The organism is Nocardioides sp. SYSU D00065 (assembly GCF_017916425.1).
Lineage (GTDB): Bacteria > Actinomycetota > Actinomycetes > Propionibacteriales > Nocardioidaceae > Nocardioides.
Map to the genome: position 1 here is coordinate 200,364 of NZ_JAFMSX010000002.1, position 17,952 is coordinate 218,315.

General features: G+C 73.1%; 18 protein-coding genes. 10 read left to right on the forward strand and 8 right to left on the reverse strand.

The annotated features are described in order from the left end of the window. The first annotated feature begins 1 nt into the window (after position 1). From J3P41_RS09035 to J3P41_RS09060, 6 genes are all read left to right on the forward strand, one after another. The gene (locus J3P41_RS09035) at positions 2–679 is read left to right on the forward strand and encodes a histidine phosphatase family protein (RefSeq protein ID WP_210649988.1); all 678 of its coding nucleotides are present in this window, start codon (positions 2–4) and stop codon (positions 677–679) included. 38 nt (positions 680–717) lie between these two features. After that, entirely contained in the window at positions 718–1,236 is a 519-nt protein-coding gene (locus J3P41_RS09040) for a TlpA disulfide reductase family protein (RefSeq protein ID WP_307861910.1), read from the forward strand. Further along, a complete protein-coding gene (locus J3P41_RS09045; RefSeq protein ID WP_210649989.1) occupies positions 1,229–1,978 on the forward strand; it encodes a cytochrome c biogenesis CcdA family protein in 750 nt (249 codons plus the stop codon). The genes J3P41_RS09040 and J3P41_RS09045 overlap by 8 nt, the downstream gene beginning before the upstream one ends. Next, entirely contained in the window at positions 1,975–3,594 is a 1,620-nt protein-coding gene (locus tag J3P41_RS09050; protein ID WP_307861911.1) for a cytochrome c biogenesis protein ResB, read from the forward strand. Before J3P41_RS09045 ends, J3P41_RS09050 begins: the two co-directional genes overlap by 4 nt. Continuing rightward, complete coding sequence (ccsB, locus tag J3P41_RS09055; RefSeq protein ID WP_210649990.1) at positions 3,591–4,574, forward strand: c-type cytochrome biogenesis protein CcsB; 984 nt, start codon at positions 3,591–3,593, stop codon at positions 4,572–4,574. Before J3P41_RS09050 ends, ccsB begins: the two co-directional genes overlap by 4 nt. Positions 4,575–4,703: 129 nt before the next feature. Beyond that, on the forward strand, positions 4,704–4,967 hold the full coding sequence (locus J3P41_RS09060) for a DUF4229 domain-containing protein (protein WP_210649991.1): 264 nt from the start codon (positions 4,704–4,706) through the stop codon (positions 4,965–4,967). Between the two features lie 27 nt (positions 4,968–4,994). Here J3P41_RS09060 and J3P41_RS09065 read toward each other — a convergent pair whose 3' ends face one another. The 3 genes from J3P41_RS09065 to J3P41_RS09075 all read right to left on the reverse strand — a co-directional run bounded on the left by J3P41_RS09065 (position 4,995) and on the right by J3P41_RS09075 (position 8,492). Further along, positions 4,995–6,251, reverse strand: coding sequence for a GNAT family N-acetyltransferase (locus tag J3P41_RS09065; protein WP_210649992.1), 1,257 nt, complete (start codon positions 6,249–6,251; stop codon positions 4,995–4,997). A gap of 70 nt (positions 6,252–6,321) precedes the next feature. Beyond that, complete coding sequence (locus J3P41_RS09070) at positions 6,322–7,197, reverse strand: 1,4-dihydroxy-2-naphthoate polyprenyltransferase (RefSeq protein ID WP_210650818.1); 876 nt, start codon at positions 7,195–7,197, stop codon at positions 6,322–6,324. Between the two features lie 8 nt (positions 7,198–7,205). Continuing rightward, complete coding sequence (locus J3P41_RS09075) at positions 7,206–8,492, reverse strand: MFS transporter (protein WP_246861920.1); 1,287 nt, start codon at positions 8,490–8,492, stop codon at positions 7,206–7,208. 205 nt (positions 8,493–8,697) lie between these two features. On the opposite strand from J3P41_RS09075, the gene J3P41_RS09080 reads away from it, so the two are divergent. Then, entirely contained in the window at positions 8,698–10,194 is a 1,497-nt protein-coding gene (locus J3P41_RS09080; RefSeq protein WP_210649994.1) for an HNH endonuclease signature motif containing protein, read from the forward strand. A 376-nt stretch (positions 10,195–10,570) separates the two neighbouring features. Here J3P41_RS09080 and J3P41_RS09085 read toward each other — a convergent pair whose 3' ends face one another. From J3P41_RS09085 to J3P41_RS09100, 4 genes are read right to left on the reverse strand one after another with little or no spacing between them, the layout of a single operon-like run. After that, entirely contained in the window at positions 10,571–11,830 is a 1,260-nt protein-coding gene (locus J3P41_RS09085) for a nucleoside transporter C-terminal domain-containing protein (RefSeq protein WP_210649995.1), read from the reverse strand. A gap of 3 nt (positions 11,831–11,833) precedes the next feature. Further along, positions 11,834–12,052: a hypothetical protein gene (locus J3P41_RS09090; RefSeq protein ID WP_210649996.1), complete on the reverse strand. Its 219-nt coding sequence runs from the start codon at positions 12,050–12,052 to the stop codon at positions 11,834–11,836. A gap of 60 nt (positions 12,053–12,112) precedes the next feature. Then, positions 12,113–12,658 carry an RNA 2'-phosphotransferase gene (locus tag J3P41_RS09095; protein ID WP_210649997.1) on the reverse strand — a complete coding sequence of 182 codons (546 nt, stop codon included), beginning with the start codon at positions 12,656–12,658 and terminating at the stop codon, positions 12,113–12,115. Between the two features lie 3 nt (positions 12,659–12,661). Beyond that, positions 12,662–12,949 carry a DUF1330 domain-containing protein gene (locus tag J3P41_RS09100; protein ID WP_210649998.1) on the reverse strand — a complete coding sequence of 96 codons (288 nt, stop codon included), beginning with the start codon at positions 12,947–12,949 and terminating at the stop codon, positions 12,662–12,664. Positions 12,950–13,058: 109 nt separating this feature from the next. Here J3P41_RS09100 and J3P41_RS09105 point away from each other — a divergent pair, with 109 nt between their 5' ends. Genes J3P41_RS09105 through menD form a run of 3 tightly spaced genes read left to right on the forward strand, consistent with a single transcriptional unit; the run spans position 13,059 to position 16,596 of the window. Further along, entirely contained in the window at positions 13,059–14,069 is a 1,011-nt protein-coding gene (locus J3P41_RS09105; RefSeq protein WP_307861912.1) for an AMP-binding protein, read from the forward strand. Continuing rightward, the gene (locus J3P41_RS09110; protein ID WP_210650000.1) at positions 14,066–15,010 is read left to right on the forward strand and encodes an o-succinylbenzoate synthase; all 945 of its coding nucleotides are present in this window, start codon (positions 14,066–14,068) and stop codon (positions 15,008–15,010) included. Before J3P41_RS09105 ends, J3P41_RS09110 begins: the two co-directional genes overlap by 4 nt. Continuing rightward, entirely contained in the window at positions 15,007–16,596 is a 1,590-nt protein-coding gene (gene menD, locus J3P41_RS09115) for a 2-succinyl-5-enolpyruvyl-6-hydroxy-3-cyclohexene-1-carboxylic-acid synthase (RefSeq protein ID WP_210650001.1), read from the forward strand. The genes J3P41_RS09110 and menD overlap by 4 nt, the downstream gene beginning before the upstream one ends. A gap of 40 nt (positions 16,597–16,636) precedes the next feature. Here menD and J3P41_RS09120 read toward each other — a convergent pair whose 3' ends face one another. Next, complete coding sequence (locus tag J3P41_RS09120; protein WP_210650002.1) at positions 16,637–17,833, reverse strand: family 16 glycosylhydrolase; 1,197 nt, start codon at positions 17,831–17,833, stop codon at positions 16,637–16,639. Positions 17,834–17,952: the final 119 nt, after the last annotated feature.

The window sequence follows — 17,952 nt, forward strand, 5'->3', positions numbered from 1 at the left end:
CATGGGCGAGACGACCACGGTCCACCTGCTGCGCCACGGCGAGGTCCACAACCCCCAGGGCGTGCTCTACGGCCGTCGTGACGGCTACCACCTCTCCGACCTCGGCAACGCGATGGCGCAGCGCATCGCGGAGGCCGTCGGCGAGCGGGACATCGTGCACATGCGCACCTCGCCCCTCGAGCGCGCCCGCGAGACCGGGGCGCCGCTCGCCGCCGTGCGCGGCCTCACGCCGGTCGTCGACCCGCGGGTGATCGAGTCGACCAACGTCTTCGAGGGGCTCAGCTTCGGCGACGGCGCGTGGACGATCATCAAGCGGCCGCACCTGTGGCGCCACCTCTACAACCCGCTCCAGCCGTCGTGGGGAGAGCCCTACGACGAGATCGCGGGCCGGATGATCGCCGCCATCCACGACGCGCGGGACGCCGCACGGGGCCACGAGGCGGTCATCGTGTCCCACCAGCTGCCGATCTGGACGACGCGGCTGTTCCTGGAGAAGCGCAGCTACGTGCACCACCCCAGGAGCCGCCAGTGCACGCTGTGCTCGCTGACCAGCGTGGTCTTCGACGGCGACCGCATGGTGCAGGTGCGCTACTCCGAGCCGGCCGGCGACCTCATCCCGGTGGGCGACCGCTCCGCGCCGTTCTCGGCCGGCGGGGCCGCGGAGGAGGAGCGGCCCTGAGCTCTCTCCGCGCGCTCGCCGCTGTCGCCTGCCTGCTCGTGCTGGCCGGCTGCTCGAGCCTGTCCGGGACCGGCGACAAGGGCTACATCACCGGCACGGGCGTGCCGGTCGAGGTGTCGGCGAAGGATCGTGGCGCACCGCTCGAGCTGACCGGCACCGACCTCGAGGGCAAGCCCGTCGACCTCGCCGACACCCGCGGCAAGCCGGTCGTCGTCAACGTGTGGTGGTCCCAGTGCGACCCCTGCCGGGTGGAGCAGCCCGACCTCAACGAGGCGGCGGCCGAGCTCGGCGACGACGTCACGTTCCTGGGGCTCAACATCCGGGACGCCTCGGCCGACCAGGGACTCGCCTACGTACGCAACTTCGACGTCCCCTACCCCTCGGTCTACTCGCCGGACGGGTCCGCCCTGCTCTCGTTCGCCGGCACGCTCAACCCGCGCTCCATCCCGAGCACCGTCGTGCTCGACAAGAAGGGCCGCGTGGCCGCGTCCGTCCAGGGACGGATCCCCACGACCCAGACCCTCCTGTCCCTCGTCGACGTGGTGCTGGATGAGTGACTTCTTCCAGGAGACCGCGATGTCGGGGTCGCTGATCCTGGCCCTGCCGGTCGCCCTCCTCGCCGGCCTGGTCTCCTTCTTCAGTCCCTGCGTGATCCCGCTGCTGCCCGGCTACCTGTCCTACGCCACCGGGCTGTCCGGCGCGGACCTCGAGGCCGCGCGGCGCAGCCGGATGGTGACCGGCGCGGTGCTGTTCGTCCTCGGCTTCGCCGTCGTGTTCGTGCTGCTCGGCAGCCTCACCGGCGCCGCGGGCGCCTGGCTGTTCAGCCACACCCGCCAGCTCAACGTGGTCCTGGGGGTCCTGACGATCCTGCTCGGCGTCGCGTTCCTCGGCGGCATCGGCTTCCTCCAGCGGGACTGGCGCATCCACAAGGTGCCGGCCGTCGGCCTCGCCGCCGCGCCCCTGCTCGGCTTCCTGTTCGGCGTCGGGTGGGCCCCGTGCGTGGGCCCGACCCTGGCCGCCATCAACGTCCTGTCCGTCAACGAGGCCACCGCCGGCCGCGGGGCCGTGCTGTCCGCCGTGTACGCCCTCGGCCTCGGGTTGCCCTTCATCGCCGCCGCGCTGGCCTACCGCCGGATGATCGGCGCGTTCGCGGCGATCCGGCGCCACCAGGTGCTCATCACCCGGCTCGGCGGCGTGATGATGATCGTCGTCGGGCTCCTCCTGGTGACCGGTTGGTGGGACCGCATCGTCCAGTGGCTGCAGGGCGCCGTCGTCAACGGGTACTGGATGCCGGTGTGACCGACCTGCAGCAGCGGCCGTCCGACGACCGCCAGGCCACGCCCCTGCCGGCCGACCTCGACGCTCGGGGCCTCGTGCGGTGGAGCTGGCGCCAGCTCACCTCGATGCGTACGGCGCTGGTGCTGCTGCTCCTCCTCGCGCTGGCCGCGATCCCCGGCTCGGTCATCCCGCAGGAAGACATCGACTCGCTGGCGGTGTCCCAGTGGCGCGAGGACCACCCGCGCCTGGCGCCGATCTGGGACCGACTCGACCTGTTCTCCGTCTACGGCTCGGCGTGGTTCTCCGCGATCTACATCCTGCTGATGATCTCGCTCGTCGGCTGCATCGTGCCCCGGCTGCTCGTCTACGCCCGCGCGGTGCGAGCCCGGCCCCCGCGGGCGCCCCGCCACCTCTCCCGCCTCCCGCAGAGCACGTCGTACGTCACCACCGACGCCCCCGACGTCGTGCTGGCGCGGGCGGCGCGGGTGATCAGGCGGCGTCGCTTCCGCGTCGAGTGGCCGGAGGGGACCGACGCGGTCGCCGCCGAGCGCGGGCACCTGCGAGAGGCCGGCAACCTGCTGTTCCACCTGTCCGTGATCATCGTGCTGGTGGGCGTCGCGGTCGGGAGCCTGTTCGGCTACAAGGGCGGCGTGATCCTCTTCAACGGCGAGGAGTTCGGGTTCTCCAACAACCTCACCCAGTACGACGAGTTCGCCCCGGGCAACCTCTTCGACCCGGCGGTGATGGAGCCGTTCTCCTTCGAGATCACCGACTTCGACGTCGAGTGGGTCACCGAGGGGGAGCGGGCCGGGATGGCCCGCGAGTTCGTCGCCCACCTCGACTACACCACCGAGCCAGGGGCCGAGCCCCGTGAGTACGACCTCAAGGTCAACCACCCGCTGACCATCGGCGGCACCGACGTCTTCCTCATCGGTCACGGCTACGCCCCGGTCGTCACGGTGCGCGACGGCGACGGCAACGTCGTGCAGTCCGGGCCGACCGTGTTCCTGCCGACCAACGCGCAGACCTTCGAGTCGTTCGGCGTGATCAAGGCCCCCGACGCGCAGCCTGAGCAGATCGCGCTCGAGGGCACGTTCTACCCCACCTTCGCGATGGGTCGCGACGCCGAGGGCAACCTCTCCATGCCGGCCTCGATCTGGGGCGACGCCCTCGAGCCGCTCGTGTCGCTCGGCCTGTGGACCGGCGATGTGGGTCTCGACGACGGTGCCAGCTCGTCGGTCTACGTGCTCGACAAGAGCAAGGCCACCCAGGTCGTCAAGGACAACGGCCAGCCGTTCCGCGCGGACCTGCGTCCCGGCGACACCGTCGAGCTGCCCGACGGGCTCGGCAGCGTGACGTTCGAGGGCCTGCAGCGGTGGAACAAGATCCAGATCAGCCGCAGCCCCGGCAAGGTCGTCGCCCTCACCGGCGTGGTGCTGGCCCTGCTGGGCCTGCTGGCCTCGCTGTTCGTCCGGCCGCGCCGGCTGTGGGTCCGCGCGCGCCGGCAGGACGACGGCACCACGCTCGTCGAGCTGGCGCGGCTCGACCGGTCGTCGGCCGGCGACCCCGAGGACGGCGCCGCCGAGCTCGCTGACATCGTGGCCGCCCTCGAGGCGGAGAAGGAGGAGCAGTCATGACGGACGCACAGTGGGAGGTGTTCAGCTACGAGGGCGTCATCGGCGCCGCGGTGCTCTACTTCCTCGCCATGCTGGCCTACTTCTTCGAGCTGGCCTCGCTGCGCAGCGTCCCGGCCGGCGAGGACGTCGACAGCCACCGCACCGCGATGGCGCGCCGGCTGGCGCTGGTGCTGACGGTCTTCGCGGTCGCGGTACACCTCGTGGCACTCGTCGCCCGCGGCCTGGCCGCCGACCCCAACCGGGTGCCGTGGGGCAACATGTACGAGTTCACCGTGGCGGGCACGTTCGTGGTCGCGCTGATCTTCGTGCTGGCCACGCTGCGGGTGGACATCGAGTGGCTCGGCCCGCTGGTGATCACGTTCGTCGTGGCCGCCCTGATGGCGGCGTTCCTGGGGCTCGACGACACCCTCCTGCCGCTGCCCGACGCGCTCAACTCTCCGTGGCTGGTGATCCACGTGGTCTCCGCGGTGATCTCGACCGGTGCGTTCACGCTCGGCGCGCTGCTGTCGGTGCTCTACCTGGTCAAGCAGCGCTCGACCGCGACGACGGGCTACCTCGCCCGCGTCCCCGAGCCCAAGGTGCTGGACCGGCTGTCCTACCGCATGCACGCCTTCGGCTTCCCGGTGTGGACCTTCGCCGTGCTCATCACCGGCCCCATTTGGGCGCACCAGGCGTGGGGCGCGTACTGGAACTGGGACCCCAAGGAGGTGTGGGCGTTCATCACCTGGGTGGTGTACGCCGCCTACCTGCACGCCCGGGCCACCGCGGGCTGGCGCGGTCGCAACGCGGCCGTGCTGGCGCTGGTCGGAGCCGCGACGCTGTGGTTCAACTTCATCGGCATCAACTTCTTCAGCTCCACCAGCCAGCACTCCTACGCGGAGGGTGCCGCCGAGGTCCGCTCAGTCGTCGGGGTCGCTGCGACGGTCGAGCCCGCGCAGGAAGTCGGGGTCGTCGTCGGGTCCGATCACGCGGGGGCGTGAGGCCGCACCACCGTCGAGCCGTCGCAGGGTGAGCCTCACCAGCAGCCACACGACGAGGGCGATCGCTGCGACCAGGAGCAGCACCTTGAGCATTCCTCCAATGTAGTCCGCGGCGCCTAGGCTGGTGGCGTGAAGGAGTTCGCCGTCTACACCGCCCTGCGGATCGTGCTGTTCCTCGCCTCGTTCGGCGTCGTCGCCGGAGTCATGGCCCTGCTCTTCGACGGACGGATCAACCTCTTCTGGGCGGTCGTCGCCGCCTTCCTCGTCTCCGGGGTGTCGTCCTACTACATCCTCGAGCGGCAGCGCGAGGCCTTCGCCCGCCGCGTGGAGGCGCGGGCCGCCAAGGCCGCGGCCGCCTTCGAGGAGCGCCGGGCGCGCGAGGACACCGACTGAGGCTCCCTGCTGGGAGTCGGGCCCCGCTCAGAAGCCGGTGAGGCAGTACGGCGGCTCCGCCAGGTCGGCCATCTCGGCGAACCGGCGTACGGCATCCTCCTCGCCGTCGAGCCGGCCGGCACGGTGCAGCTGCGCCACGGGCACGCCGCCGAGGTAGAGCGCGCCGAGGGTCTCGGCGGTGAGCCGGACCTCGGGGGCCCGTTCGGTGCGGACGACCTCCGCGCCGCCGGCCGAGGCGGTCACCTCGAAGCGGCCCGCCGCGTGGCCCTGGGCGTCATCCACCTCGAGCACCACCGTGCCGTTCCCGCTCCACGGCCGCGCGGCCAGCGCCCGCGGCACGTCGAGCACGCGCAGCCAGAGGAACTCCTCGATCTCGGTGGACCGCACCCGGTTGAGGTCGGTGAGCGCCCACTGCAGTGGGTCGCGAGGATGGCTCAGCTTGTGGGTCACGGTCGTGACGCGGTCCATGTTGCCGAGGAAGGACCAGAGCCCGAGCTGGGCCTCAGGGGAGAGGGCGATCATCTCGGTCACCGCGACGGTGTTCTTCTCGCCGTGCTTGAAGATGACGAAGCCGTCGACCGCGCCGGCGGCGCCGAGGTGGACGGCGGCGCGGATCTTGCGGTTGGCGCCGCCGCCGTCGAAGTCGTAGGCGCCGGTGTGGATGTCCTCGTACGGCGCCGGCCACTCCACGGAGCCGCGCTGCCTGGCGTGGAAGGCGTCGAAGACGGCACGCACGTGCGGCCACGCGTCCACCGGCTCGACCAGCTCGACGCGTCCGGGGTCGGTGAAGGACCGGAACCCGAAGCCGGCCGAGGTGTCGACCTCGACGCCGTGGCGGAACGTCGCCGGCCCGAACCCCCAGCGGCCGTAGATCGTGGCCTCCGACGCGGTCAGCGCGGCGACCGGGACGCCCGAGGTCACCGCGTCGGCCAGGTCGGCCTCGATGAGCTGGCGGAGCAGACCCCGGCGTCGGTGGCTCGCGCTGGTGGTCACGTCGGTGACCATCCGCAGCGGCAGCACCTCGCGACCCGCGTTGAGGGTCTTGTCGAAGCTGGCGTACGTCGCCACCGGCATCGGGCCCGCGCCGAACTCGCCAGCGGGCAGCCAGGCGCCACGGACGGTGGCCCGCTCGGCACGGTAGTGGGTCACCCACCGGTCGACGAGCTCGTCCTCGGGACGGTCCGCGCGGAAGCCGCGCTGCACCGCGCCGACCCAGCCCCGCCGGCGGGCGGTGGCCTCCTCGGAGTCGTCGAACAGGTCGAGGATCGCCACGTCGTAGTCCACGCGGTCACGCTAGTGAGCAGGGCCGACGTCGGGCCACGGGTTATCGCCCGGACGCGCCCGGCGACCGGGCTCAGCCGAGGACGAGGAGCGGCGCGGCCACCAGGACAGCCCAGGCGAGCTCGGCTGCGCCGGTGCCGGCGAGCACCGGGATGAGAGCGGGACCGGCCGCCCCGCCGAGCACGGCGCGCGTGGGCGCGACGGCGCGGCCCAGGAAGACCAGGCCGAGCAGCGCCCACCACGTGGTGGCGGCCGCCACCGCGACCACAGCGGCCGCGGCGACCAGCACGAGGAAGGCGTACAGGTAGCGGGTGCGTTCGTCGCCCAGCCGGACGGCCAGGGTCCGCTTGCCCGCCACCGTGTCGGTGGGGATGTCGCGCAGGTTGTTGGCCACGAGGATCGCGCACGCGAGGGCCCCGATGCCGACGCCGGCGTAGAGCGCCGGCCACTCCCACGCTTGCGTCTGCACGTACGTCGTGCCGATCACCGCCACGAGGCCGAAGAAGACGAACACCATGACCTCGCCCAGGCCGAGGTAGCCGTAGGGCTTGTCGCCGCCGGTGTAGAACCACGCGGCGACGACGCAGACCGCGCCGACCGCCACCAGCCACCAGGCCGTCGTCGCCGCCAGGACCAGCCCGGCCACGGCAGCCACCCCGAACGCCGCGAAGGCGGCGGTCTTGACGGCGCCCGGTGTCGCGGCACCCGACCCGACCAGGCGCATCGGGCCGACGCGGTCGGCGTCGGTGCCGCGGATGCCGTCGGAGTAGTCGTTGGCGTAGTTGACCGCGACCTGCAGCGCGAGGCTCACCACGAGGGCGAGCAGGGCCTTCCACCACACGGCCTGGTCGACGTACGCCGCCACCGCGGTGCCGGCGAGGACGGGCGCGACGGCGGCGGGCAGGGTGCGGGGCCGCGCGCCGGCGAGCCAGTCAGCGGGGGAGGTCACCGGGGAGGTCACCGGGGGATTGTGTCAGGGGTGTCCGGCTCGACCAGCGGCGGCGGCCCGGACGCGGCCAGCTCCTCGGTGTCGGGGGTGCCGACCCGCGCGTCGGCGAGGACGTCGGCCGGCACGTGGTGCTCGAGCCAGCGTCGCCCGGAGTTCGCGGCGAAGTGGATGCCGACCGCAGCGGCGGAGACGATCGCAGCGATCGTGAGCCACCCGAAGGCGCCCCACTGCATCGCCAGGAAGCCGTACACCGCCGGTGCCCAGAACCGACCCAGCGTGTTGCCGAGCTCGGAGACGCCCTGGTAGTCGCCGCGGCGACGCGGGTCCATCAGCTCTGCCTCGAACGTCCAGCCCGACGCCGACAGGAACAGCTCGGCCCAGGTCAGCACGACGTGGCCGAGGAAGAACATCACGATCGTCACCCACCCGACCGTCTCGTGCGTGGCCAGCGTGATGAGGCACGTGAGCACGAAGAACACCGTCGAGATCCGCACGGCGCGCAGCGCCGTGGTGACGTCGCGGATGCCGCGCGAGGTCAGGCGTGGCAGCACGATGCACATCACCGTGTTGGTGGCGAAGAGCACCGCGACGAGCACCCGCGGGGCATCGGTCTCGGTCACCAGCCAGACCGGGATCACCGTGTGCAGCAGGACCTGGTTGGTCCACAGCACGCCGGTGAAGAAGGTCACCGCGATCCAGCTGCGGTTGCGGATGGCGGGGATGCCTTCCGGCTTGGCGCGCGGCTCGCCACCACGGACGTCGTGGGTGGCGTCGGGCAGCCTGAGGATCGCGGCGCTGTTGGCGATGAACAGTGCCGCGCTCAACAGCGGCGCCCACCGCAGCACGTCGTTGCCGAAGGCGATCGCGCCGCCGCCGAGGAACGCGCCCAGGCTGAAGCCGACGTTCAGCGCGGAGTACATGTAGGCGCGCGACTCCACCCGCTCCGACGGCGGCAGCACGTCGATGACGTACGCGCCGTGAGCGGTGCCGGCCAGCGTGCCGGCGACCTCCATCACCACGGCGAGGGCGACGTATTGGGGGAAGCCCTCGATGAACGGCCACGCGAGGAACAGCGCGCCCTGGACGACCGCGCTGAGCGACCACATCCGCTTGGGGCCGAAGCGGTCGACGAGCTTGCCCATCGGCATCGCGACGCAGAAGCTCGCGATGGCGCCGATGGTCAGGCCGATGCCGACCTCCGCCAGCGACAGGCCCACGATGACGGTGAAGAACACCGCCGAGCCGGCGAGGAAGGTGCCCTCGCCCGACGCGAAGAGCAGCGACTGGACGGACAAGCGTCCCGCGAGGCTGGAGGGCGGGGTGGCGTATCGGATCAAGGCGGCGAACATCGCCGACCATTGTCACCCGCGGCACCGACAGTCGTCTCCCGAATTCCCGGAGCGGCGCTGCAGCGATGCTGGGAACAGGCGCTCGAAAACTGTTGTCCACACTCGTGTTCCGGCTCGTCGGAGTGTCGGTGGTGGCTGGGAGGATGGACGCATGTCCCCCACCGCCGATGCTCCTCCTGTCGCCGGCGTCGCGCCGGTGTCGGAGCGTGCGGTGCTGGATCGGGCGGTGGCGGCGATGACCGCGAGGCGGCGCGTCGAGGTCGAGCTGCTGGAGGCGGCGCTGGCGTGGGCGCACGCGCACGTGGTCCCGGCCGAGGATGCGGACCGCGATCCCGGTGCGGTGGCGGCTTGGCGTGCCGACTCGCCTGCAGCTCCCGGGTCGAAGGCGGCGCTGTTCGGTGAGCAGGCGGTCCCGATCGCAGGAGCGGGTGCGCCCTTGGTGGCCGAGTTCGCGGTGACGGAGCTCGCCGGGGTGCTGGAGCAGTCGCACGAGGCGACGCTCGCGCTGGTCGGTGACGTCCTCGACCTGGTCCACCGGCTGCCGCGGCTGTGGGCCCTGGTGCGTGAGCTGCAGGTGCCGGTGCGGCTCGCACGCGAGGCCGCTCGGCAGTCCCGCGACCTGTCGCCGATCGCGGCAGCGCACGCGGACCGGCTGCTGGTGTGGCAGCCGCGCCGTCTGAACCCGCATCGCATCGGGGTGCTGGTCCACGAGGCCCGGTTGTACGCCGACCCCGACCGGGCGATCGCCGACCACGACGAAGCACTCAGCACGCGGCGCGTGGAGGTGTGCCACGAGCTGGGGGCGCCGGGGACCTCGGAGGTCTTCATGACCCTCGACACCGCCGACGCGGTCGCGTTCGACCACACCGTCACCACGATGGCAGCCACCATGAGGTCCCTCGGACATCCGGGCGACCTGGGGGTTCGCCGCGCGCACGCGGTCGGGGTGCTCGCCGACCCGCAGAAGACACTCGACCTCCTCGCCGCCGGCGACCTCGCCGACCCCGACCGGCCCGTCGACCCTGGCGACGATCCGGCCGTGTGCGTCGCGGAGGACGTCGCGTACAGGCCCGCGAGCCCGTTCCGCCGACCCACCTGCCCCCACTCGGGAGACGAGGCCTGGAGCGAGAGCGGTGAGGTGCGGCTGGTGGTCCACGTGACCGACACGGACCTCCTCGAGTCCCCGGACAGGCACGGCGTCGCCCGGTCACCCGAGCTGGGGCCGATGCTGCTCGGCCGGCTCCGCGCCTGGCTGCTCACCGCAGGCAAGGTCACCGTGCAGCCGGTCCTCGACCTGGACCCCCACGCAGCCTCGATCCCGCCGGTGGACCAGCACGACCCACCAGCGCGGATGGCCGCCGCGGTGCGGCACCGCGACGCCACCTGTGTCTACCCCGGCTGCACCCGGATCTCGGGCCGGTGCGACCTCGACCACATCGACGAGTACGTCCCCATGAACCAGGGCGGACCACCCGGTCAGACCCGCCCGGACAACCTCGCCCCGCTGTGCCGGCGGCACCACCGAGCCAAGACCTTCAGCAGGTTCACCTACCAGCGCCTGCCGGACGGCTGCTACGAGTGGACGCTGCCCACCGGCGCCCGCGTCACCTCCGACCCACCACGTCGACGACCCACCCCGCCCCGCTGAGCCCGACCACCGCCCGGTGATCGGGCCACCGGCGTGTGCCGGGTGGCGAGTGCGGGCGAGTGGCGGATGCTCGCGGGCGCGGAACGTCTCGCCGATCGTGTGGCCGCCACGAACCCCGTGGTCGGCGTCACCCCATGACCGCGCCGCGAGCGGAATGCCGCCGCCAGCCGCTTCGTTGTGCAGGACAGCTGGTTCCGCATCATGCCCCCGGGCCTCACCCCTTGCCGCTGCGAGCGGCCACTCGCCGAGAGGCGGCTGACGGACCAGCGAGCCACACCACGCAGCCACCCGCCGGGTAAGCCCCGGTCAGGGTGGCTGCGTGCCGTAGGAGGCGGGGCTGGCGGCAGCAGAGCCGCAGCAGGCGAGCGGGCCGGCGCTACAGCGAGACCACGACGCCGGCGATCGCGGCGTTCGCGAGGTTGGCGAGGGCGCCCGCGAGGAGCGCGCGCATCCCGAGCTGCGCCACGACGCCGCGCCGCTCCGGCAGGAGCGAGCCGAGGGTGCCGATCTGGATGGCGATCGAGGCGAAGTTGGCGAAGCCGGCGAGGGCGAAGGTGACCACGGCGACCGTGACGGGGCTGAGGGCGTCGACCTCGGGACCGAAGTTGGCGAAGGCCACGAACTCGTTGAGCACGGTCTTCTCGCCGATCCAGCCGCCGGCCTGCACGGCCTCCGACCACGGCACCCCGAGCAGCCACGCGAGCGGTGCCAACGCCGACCCCAGCACGCCGCCGAAGGTGAGGTCGTCAGCGCCGAACCAGCCGCCGATGCCGCCGAGGATGCCGTCGGCGAGGGCGATGAGCGCGACGAAGGCGATCAGCAGCCCGCCGACCGTCACCGCGATCCGGCCTCCGGCGATCGCGCCGCGACCGACCGCGTCGATGAGGTTGGTGGACTCCTCGTCCCGCACCGCGCGTACGTCGACCTGCTCCGGCGCGTCGATCGGCGTGGCACCGTCCAGCTCGCCGTCCTCGGGCGTGCTGTCCGGCCACATCACCTTCGCCATGAGGAGCGACGCCGGTGCGTTCATGACGGTCGCCGCGAGCAGGTACTCCAGCGGCGCACCGAGCAGGGAGTAGCCGACCAGGGTGGACCCGGCCGCGGCCGCGAAGCCGGCGGTCATGATCGTGAACAGCTGGCCGCGCCGCAGCGAGCGGAGGTACGGCGCGATCATCAGCGGCGCCTCGCTCTGTCCGAGGAAGATCACCGTCGCGCCGTACATCGACTCGACCTTGCTGATCCCGAGCAGCCGCGCGAGGGCGCCGCCGAGCAGCCACGTGGCCCACTGGACCACCCGGAGGTAGTAGAGCAGCCCGATCAGCGCCCCGAGGAACACGATGACCGGCAGGACCTGCAGGGCGAAGATCGTCTCGCCCTCCTCGGCCACCCCGAGCAGCGGCCCGAAGACGAACGACGTGCCCTCGTCGGTGTAGCCGATCAGCGTCGCGACGCGGTCGGAGACCCACTTCAGTGCGTCGTTGCCGGGCCCCCAGCGCAGCACCAGGGCCGCGAACCCGACCTGCAGCGCGAGCGCGACGCCGACGGTGCGCCACGAGATGCCGCGCCGGTGCTTCGACAGCGCCACCGCGACGGCCAGCAGCAGGGCCAGTCCCAGGAGTCCGCGCAGCCCCGCCACCGCTCAGCGCACCTGCCCGTCCCCGCCGGGCGACTCGTCCCCGCCGGACGCGTCGTCCCCGCCGGGGCGGCCGCTGGGCCGCTCGTCCGGCCGCGGGACGCCACGCGCGAGGTCGCGGGTGTCGCGCGTGATGCGCTCGGCCCGCCGCCGCTCGAAGAAGAGGATCGCCAGGACGACGGCGGCCGTGACGACGAGGGTGAGCACGAGCCGGTAGGTGTCCACCACCCCACCATGGCACGGGTGGGCGGCGCGGCGCTGCGGGCGATCCGGAGGCCGCGGCCCCTACCCGTGCACCGAGAGGTGCTCGGGCGGCACGTGGTCGGTGAGCCAGACGCCGTTCCCGGTCCGCCAGAACGTCGCCCCGTCCCGGGCCATGGCGGCGGCGTCCACCTCGAGCACGACCGCCTCACCGCGCCGCCGCCCCACCCGGCGGGCCGTGTCGACGTCGCCGGACAGGTGCACGTGGTGGCGACCGCGGCGGTCGAGCCCCGTGGCGAGCACGGACGTCAGGTTCCGCGCGGGCGTGCCGTGGTACAGCACGGCCGGTGGCTCGGCGGGGTCCAGGGCGAGGTCGACCGGCACGGAGTGGCCCTGTCGCGCTCGGATGCGGCCCGCCGCGCGGTCGACCTCGAAGCGCTGCTTGTCGTTGGTCGCGACGATCCGCTCGACGTCCTCGCGCGCCAGCGGCGTGCCGGCGTCGGCCAGCGCGGCCAGCAGGTCGTCCACCCCAACCCATCCGGAGGCGTCCAGCGTCAGCCCGACCGAGTCCGGCCGGTGCCGCAGGACGTACGACAGCCGCTTCGAGGCGCGCACGTCGTCCGGCCGCACGGGTCAGGCTCCGGGCACCACGCGCATGTCGCGGTCCGCGCCGCCGTCGAGGGCCCGCAGCGCCTCCTGGTACGCCTCGCTGTCGTGCGCGGCGACGGCCGCCTCCACCGACGCGAACTCGATGACGACGGTGCGGGTCGCCTCGCCCTTCTCGAACGTCACCTCGGGGGTGCCGCGGACCAGGAACGTGCCGCCGGCGGCGCGCAGCGCGGGCCCGGCGAGCTCGGCGTACGCGGCCACCTTGGCGGGGTCGTGGACGGCCTGGTAGGTGGTGATCCAGTAGGCGCTCATGGTCCCGACCCTACGGCGCCGCGCTCGGTCAGGCGGCCGCTGCCATCGACCGCGGTCCCGGCCGGGTCCGGCCCGTCGCCATGCTGGCAGAGCCGTTAGCGTTCGTCGTGTGGATTTCCTGCGGCCCCCGGGCGAGCCGTCCGTCGCCGTCCGCGAGCTGTCGCGGTGGCTCGAGGCCGACAGTCCCGCGCCGCTCCTGATCGAGACCTCCGGCTCGACGGGCCGGCCCAAGGGGGTCGTCCTGCCGAGGCCCGCCGTGCTGGCCAGCGCCGAGGCGTCCGCTCGGCGGCTCGGAGCGACCGGACGCTGGCTGCTCGCGCTCCCGCCGGCGTACGTCGCCGGGGTACAGGTCGTCGTCCGGTCCCTCCTCGCCGGCCACGAGCCGGTCGTCGTGACCGGCCTCGACCTGGCCGGCGCCGTCGATCCCGACGTGCCGACGTTCGTCTCCCTGGTCCCCACCCAGCTGCACCGGATCCTCGACCAGCCCGACCAGCGGGCCGCGCTGGCCCGCTGCCACACCGTCCTGGTCGGCGGCGGCGGTCTCGACGCCGAGCTGCGCCGTCGCGCCGAGCAGCACGGCGTGCACGTCGTGGCGACCTACGGCTCCTCCGAGACCGCCGGCGGGTGCGTCTACGACGGCGTGCCGCTCGACGGCGTCGCGGTCACCCTCGGCGCCGACGGGCGGATCCGGATCGCCGGCCCCACGCTGTTCAGCCACTACACCGGCGACCCCGACCTGACGGCCGAGGTGCTGGTCGACGGCTGGTTCCTCACCTCCGACGCCGGCCGCCTCGACGACGACGGGCGGTTGGAGGTGATCGGCCGCATCGACGACGTCGTCGTCAGCGGTGGCGTCAAGATCCCGCTGCCGGCCGTGGCCGAGCGGCTCCGGGAGCATCCCGGCGTCCACGAGGCCGAGGTGCTCGGCGTGCCGGACGAGGAGTGGGGGCAGCGGCTCGTGGCGGTCGTGGTCGGCACCGCCGGCGACGCCGAGCTGCGCGACTGGGTCGGCGCGGTCCACCCGCGCTCCTGGGCGCCGCGCCAGTTCCGGCGGGTCGGCGCGCTTCCGCTGCTCCCCAACGGCAAGGTCGACCGCCAGGCGCTGAGGAGCGGCCTGTGACGCACGTCTTCGCGATCCCCCTGCGCACCCGCTTCCGTGGCATCACCGTCCGCGAGGGCGTCCTGCTGCGCGGCGACGCGGGCTGGGGTGAGTTCTCGCCCTTCCTGGAGTACGACGACGCCACGTCCCGGCCCTGGCTGGCCTGCGCCCGGGAAGCCGCCGACGTCGGCTGGCCGGAGCCGGTGCGCGACGCCGTCCCGGTCAACGTCACCGTCCCCGCGACCGACCCCGAGCGCGCCCACGCCATCGTCACCGCGGGGGGCTGCTCCACCGCCAAGGTCAAGGTCGCCGAGCGGGGGCAGACCCTGGCCGACGACGTGGCGCGGGTGGAGGCCGTGCGCGACGCGCTGGGTCCCGAGGGGCTGGTCCGGGTGGACGCCAACGGCGCCTGGGACGTCGACGAGGCGGTCCGTGCGATCACGGCCCTCGACCGCGCCGCGGGCGGACTGGAGTACGCCGAGCAGCCGGTCGCAGCGGTGGAAAACCTCGCCGTCGTGCGCCGCCGCGTCGACGTCCCGGTCGCGGCCGACGAGTCGATCCGGCGCGCCGAGGACCCGTACCGCGTGCGCGACCTCGAGGCCGCCGACATCGCGGTCCTGAAGGTGCAGCCGTTGGGCGGGGTGCGCGCCTGCCTGCGGATCGCCGAGGACATCGGGCTGCCGGTGGTGGTCTCCAGCGCCGTGGAGTCGAGCGTCGGCATCGCGGCCGGCGTGGCGCTCGCCGCGGCCCTGCCCGAGCTGCGCCACGCGTGCGGCCTGGCCACCGTCCAGCTGCTCACCGACGACGTCGTGGCCGAGCCGCTGCTGCCCGTCGACGGCCTGCTGCGGGTCGCGCGGCCCGAGGTGGACCCGCGGGCCCTCGACCGCCTCGCAGCCGCGCACGACCGGGTGGCGCACTGGCGACGGCGCGTGGAGGCGGTAGGGCAGGATCGGCCCTCGTGAACGACTCGACCCGGCTGGCCCGCGACGTGGTCGCGGCACTGCTCGCCGACGACGTCCGCGAGGTCGTGCTGTCCCCCGGCTCGCGCAACGCGCCGCTCTCCTTCGCCGTCCACGAGGCCGCTGCGGCCGGCCTGCTGCGGCTGCACACGCGGCTCGACGAGCGGACCGGCGCGTTCCTGGCGCTCGGCCTGAGCAAGGTCGGCGCCCGCGCGGCCGTGGTCTGCACCAGCGGCACGGCGGTCGCCAACCTCCATCCCGCCGTGCTGGAGGCAGCGCACGCCGGCGTGCGCCTCGTGGCCGTCACCGCTGACCGGCCCGGGCGGCTGCGCGGCACCGGAGCCAACCAGACCACGGACCAGGTCGAGGTGTTCGGCCCGGTGGACTTCCTCGACGCCACCGCAGCGACGACGGCGCAGGACGTGTACGACCTGCTCGCCGGTGCCCCGGGGCCGGCCCACCTCAACGTCCAGCTCGACGAGCCGCTCATGCCAGCGGGGACGTGGCGTCCGGCACCCGCCACCGTCACCGAGCGGGTCGTCGACCGGGCACCTGGCACCCGGCTGGTGCTCGAGCCCGGGCCGCGCACCGTGGTGGTCGCCGGCGACGACGCGGGACCTCCCGCCCGGGTGCTCGCGGAGCAGGCCGGCTGGCCGCTGCTGGCCGAGCCGTCGAGCGGGTGCCGCACCGGCGACCACGCGATCCGCACGTACCGGCTGCTGCTCGCCGGCGAGCTGGGCCGTCGGGTGGAGCGGGTGGTCGTCCTCGGCCACCCCACGCTGTCCCGCCCGGTCTCGCGCCTGCTGGCACGCGAGGACGTCGAGGTGGTCTCCGTGCGCCATCGCGGCACCTGGGCGGCTCGACCGTTCGCGGTCGCCCACGAGGTCGACCGCGTCGACGTCGACGGGACCGGCGACCGGGCGTGGCTCGACGCCTGGCGCGACGCCGATCGGACGACCTCGCGCGACCTCGACCGCCTGCTGGCGACCGAGCCGGACCTGACCCCGCACGAGGTGGCCGGTGCCGTGAGCCGGACCCTCCCGCCCGGTGGGCTGCTGCTCGTCGGGGCGTCCAACCCGATCCGCGACCTGGACCTGATGGTCGCGCGCTACGAGGTGGGCGGTCGTCGCAAGGTCGTGGCCAACCGGGGACTGGCCGGCATCGACGGCACCATCAGCTCGGCGGTCGGCGCCGCACTCGGCCGGCCGTGGTCGACCCGCGCGCTCGCCCTGATGGGCGACGTGACGTTCCTGCACGACACCACGGGGCTGTTCCTGAGCCCCCGGGAGGCGCGACCGGACCTGACGATCGTCGTGGTCAACGACGACGGCGGCTCGATCTTCGCGACCCTGGAGCAGGGGGCGCCGGAGTACGCCGACCGCTTCGACACCCTCTTCGCCACCCCGCACGGGGCGGACCTCGCCAGCCTCTGCGCTGCCGCGCGCGTCCCGCACCTCGCCGTGACCAGCCTCCCGGAGCTGGAGCAGGCGCTCGCCTCGCCCAACGGCGGCATCGAGGTCATCGAGGCACGGGTGCGCCGGGACAACCGCGCGGACCTGGACAGACGAATCCGCGCGCTGGTCCCGTGAGGGACCAACGCGCGGATCGTTGTGGTTCAGGCGTTGCCGATCAGGCCTGCGGGGTCTCCCACACGCGCACCCAGTCGACGTACATGTGCTGCGGCAGCTTGCTGTCCGGCAGCTCCAGCGCCTCGTAGTCCGAGGCGAGCAGGCTCAGGATGAGGTACTGCTGGGCCTTCGACACGCGGGCCGAGGTGCGCCAGGTCTCCTTGCCGTCGATGCGGAAGATGAGCGTCTTCGGCGTCCACTGCACGGAGAACACGTGGTAGTTCTTCGACCAGCCGTCGCGCTTGTTCTTGAGGAACGACTCCGAGTTCTTGATCCACGACCCGGTCTTGATCAGGCGCTTGCCCTTGTACCAGTGGATGAAGCTGGTGAGGCCGCCCTGCGGGTGCTTGTCACCGAAGTACTCGATGATGTCGATCTCGTGGCCGTCGCTGCCGGGGCCGTTCTCGCCGACGGGCTGCGACCAGAAGCTGGCGTGCTGGCCCTGGGCCTTCTGCATCTTGATGCGGGCCGCGGCCACGCCGTAGCGGAAGCTGAAGTTGCCCTGCGTGCCGACGTGGCCGTTGAGGCGGTAGCTGATCTTCTTGGTCTGCTTGCGCGAGCTGGCCTTGCACTTGCCCTTGGCCGAGCGGTCCTTGATCACGCTGAGGCGCAGGGCGCCGCCGCCGACCTTGACGGCCTTCGGGCTGCCCTTGGAGCACTTGCGCTTGCTGGCCGGCTCGTAGTCCTGGCCGCGCATGCCCCACGTGGAGCTCAGCGAGCTGCCCGAGAACTCGTCGGAGAACGTCGGGGTCAGCCAGCGGGAGGTGTCCTGGCCCTCGCTGGACTCCGCCTTGAGGCCCTTGAACTTCTGGGCGGTGACGCGGTAGGTCAGCGGCAGCCCGCCCTTGGAGATCGCGGCGGCGAACTCGGCGCGGCCGGCCTTGTCCTGCTTGGCGGTCGCGACCTTCTTCCACGCGGTGCCCTCGAGCTGCTCGAGGACCACCGGGCGGCCGACCTTCACCGGCTTGATGGTGGCGGTGACGGCAGCCTTGGCCGAGCTCGCGCTGGCCGCGCCGCGGCCCTGCTGGACGATCTGCGGGAGCACCTCCAGCGAGATCTTCTGGCCGGCCTTCGACAGCGACGTCAACGCGGGTCGAGCCGCGGAGTCGGTGGCGGAGCCGGTCTCGGTCGTCAGGAGCAGGGACGCGGGCAGGAGCAGCGCGGCGGCGCTGCCTGCGAGCACGCGGCGTGCAGACATGTGAACTCTCTTCGTCTCGGGTGCGATCGGTGTTTCCCCCAGGGCGCTCCACCCGTCGGAGGCGGCACCACCTTAACCTCGCGCCCCATCCGTACGACGATTCCCCGCACCCGCGTCGC

What these genes read in the sequence shown, in the direction of transcription:
- J3P41_RS09035 (WP_210649988.1), top strand. Translation starts at nt 2, where the DNA reads ATGGGCGAGACGACCACGGTCCACCTGCTGCGCCACGGCGAGGTCCAC.
- J3P41_RS09045 (WP_210649989.1), top strand. Translation starts at nt 1,229, where the DNA reads ATGAGTGACTTCTTCCAGGAGACCGCGATGTCGGGGTCGCTGATCCTG.
- ccsB (WP_210649990.1), top strand. Translation starts at nt 3,591, where the DNA reads ATGACGGACGCACAGTGGGAGGTGTTCAGCTACGAGGGCGTCATCGGC.
- J3P41_RS09080 (WP_210649994.1), top strand. Translation starts at nt 8,698, where the DNA reads ATGTCCCCCACCGCCGATGCTCCTCCTGTCGCCGGCGTCGCGCCGGTG.
- J3P41_RS09100 (WP_210649998.1), bottom strand. Translation starts at nt 12,949, where the DNA reads ATGAGCGCCTACTGGATCACCACCTACCAGGCCGTCCACGACCCCGCC.
- J3P41_RS09120 (WP_210650002.1), bottom strand. Translation starts at nt 17,833, where the DNA reads ATGTCTGCACGCCGCGTGCTCGCAGGCAGCGCCGCCGCGCTGCTCCTG.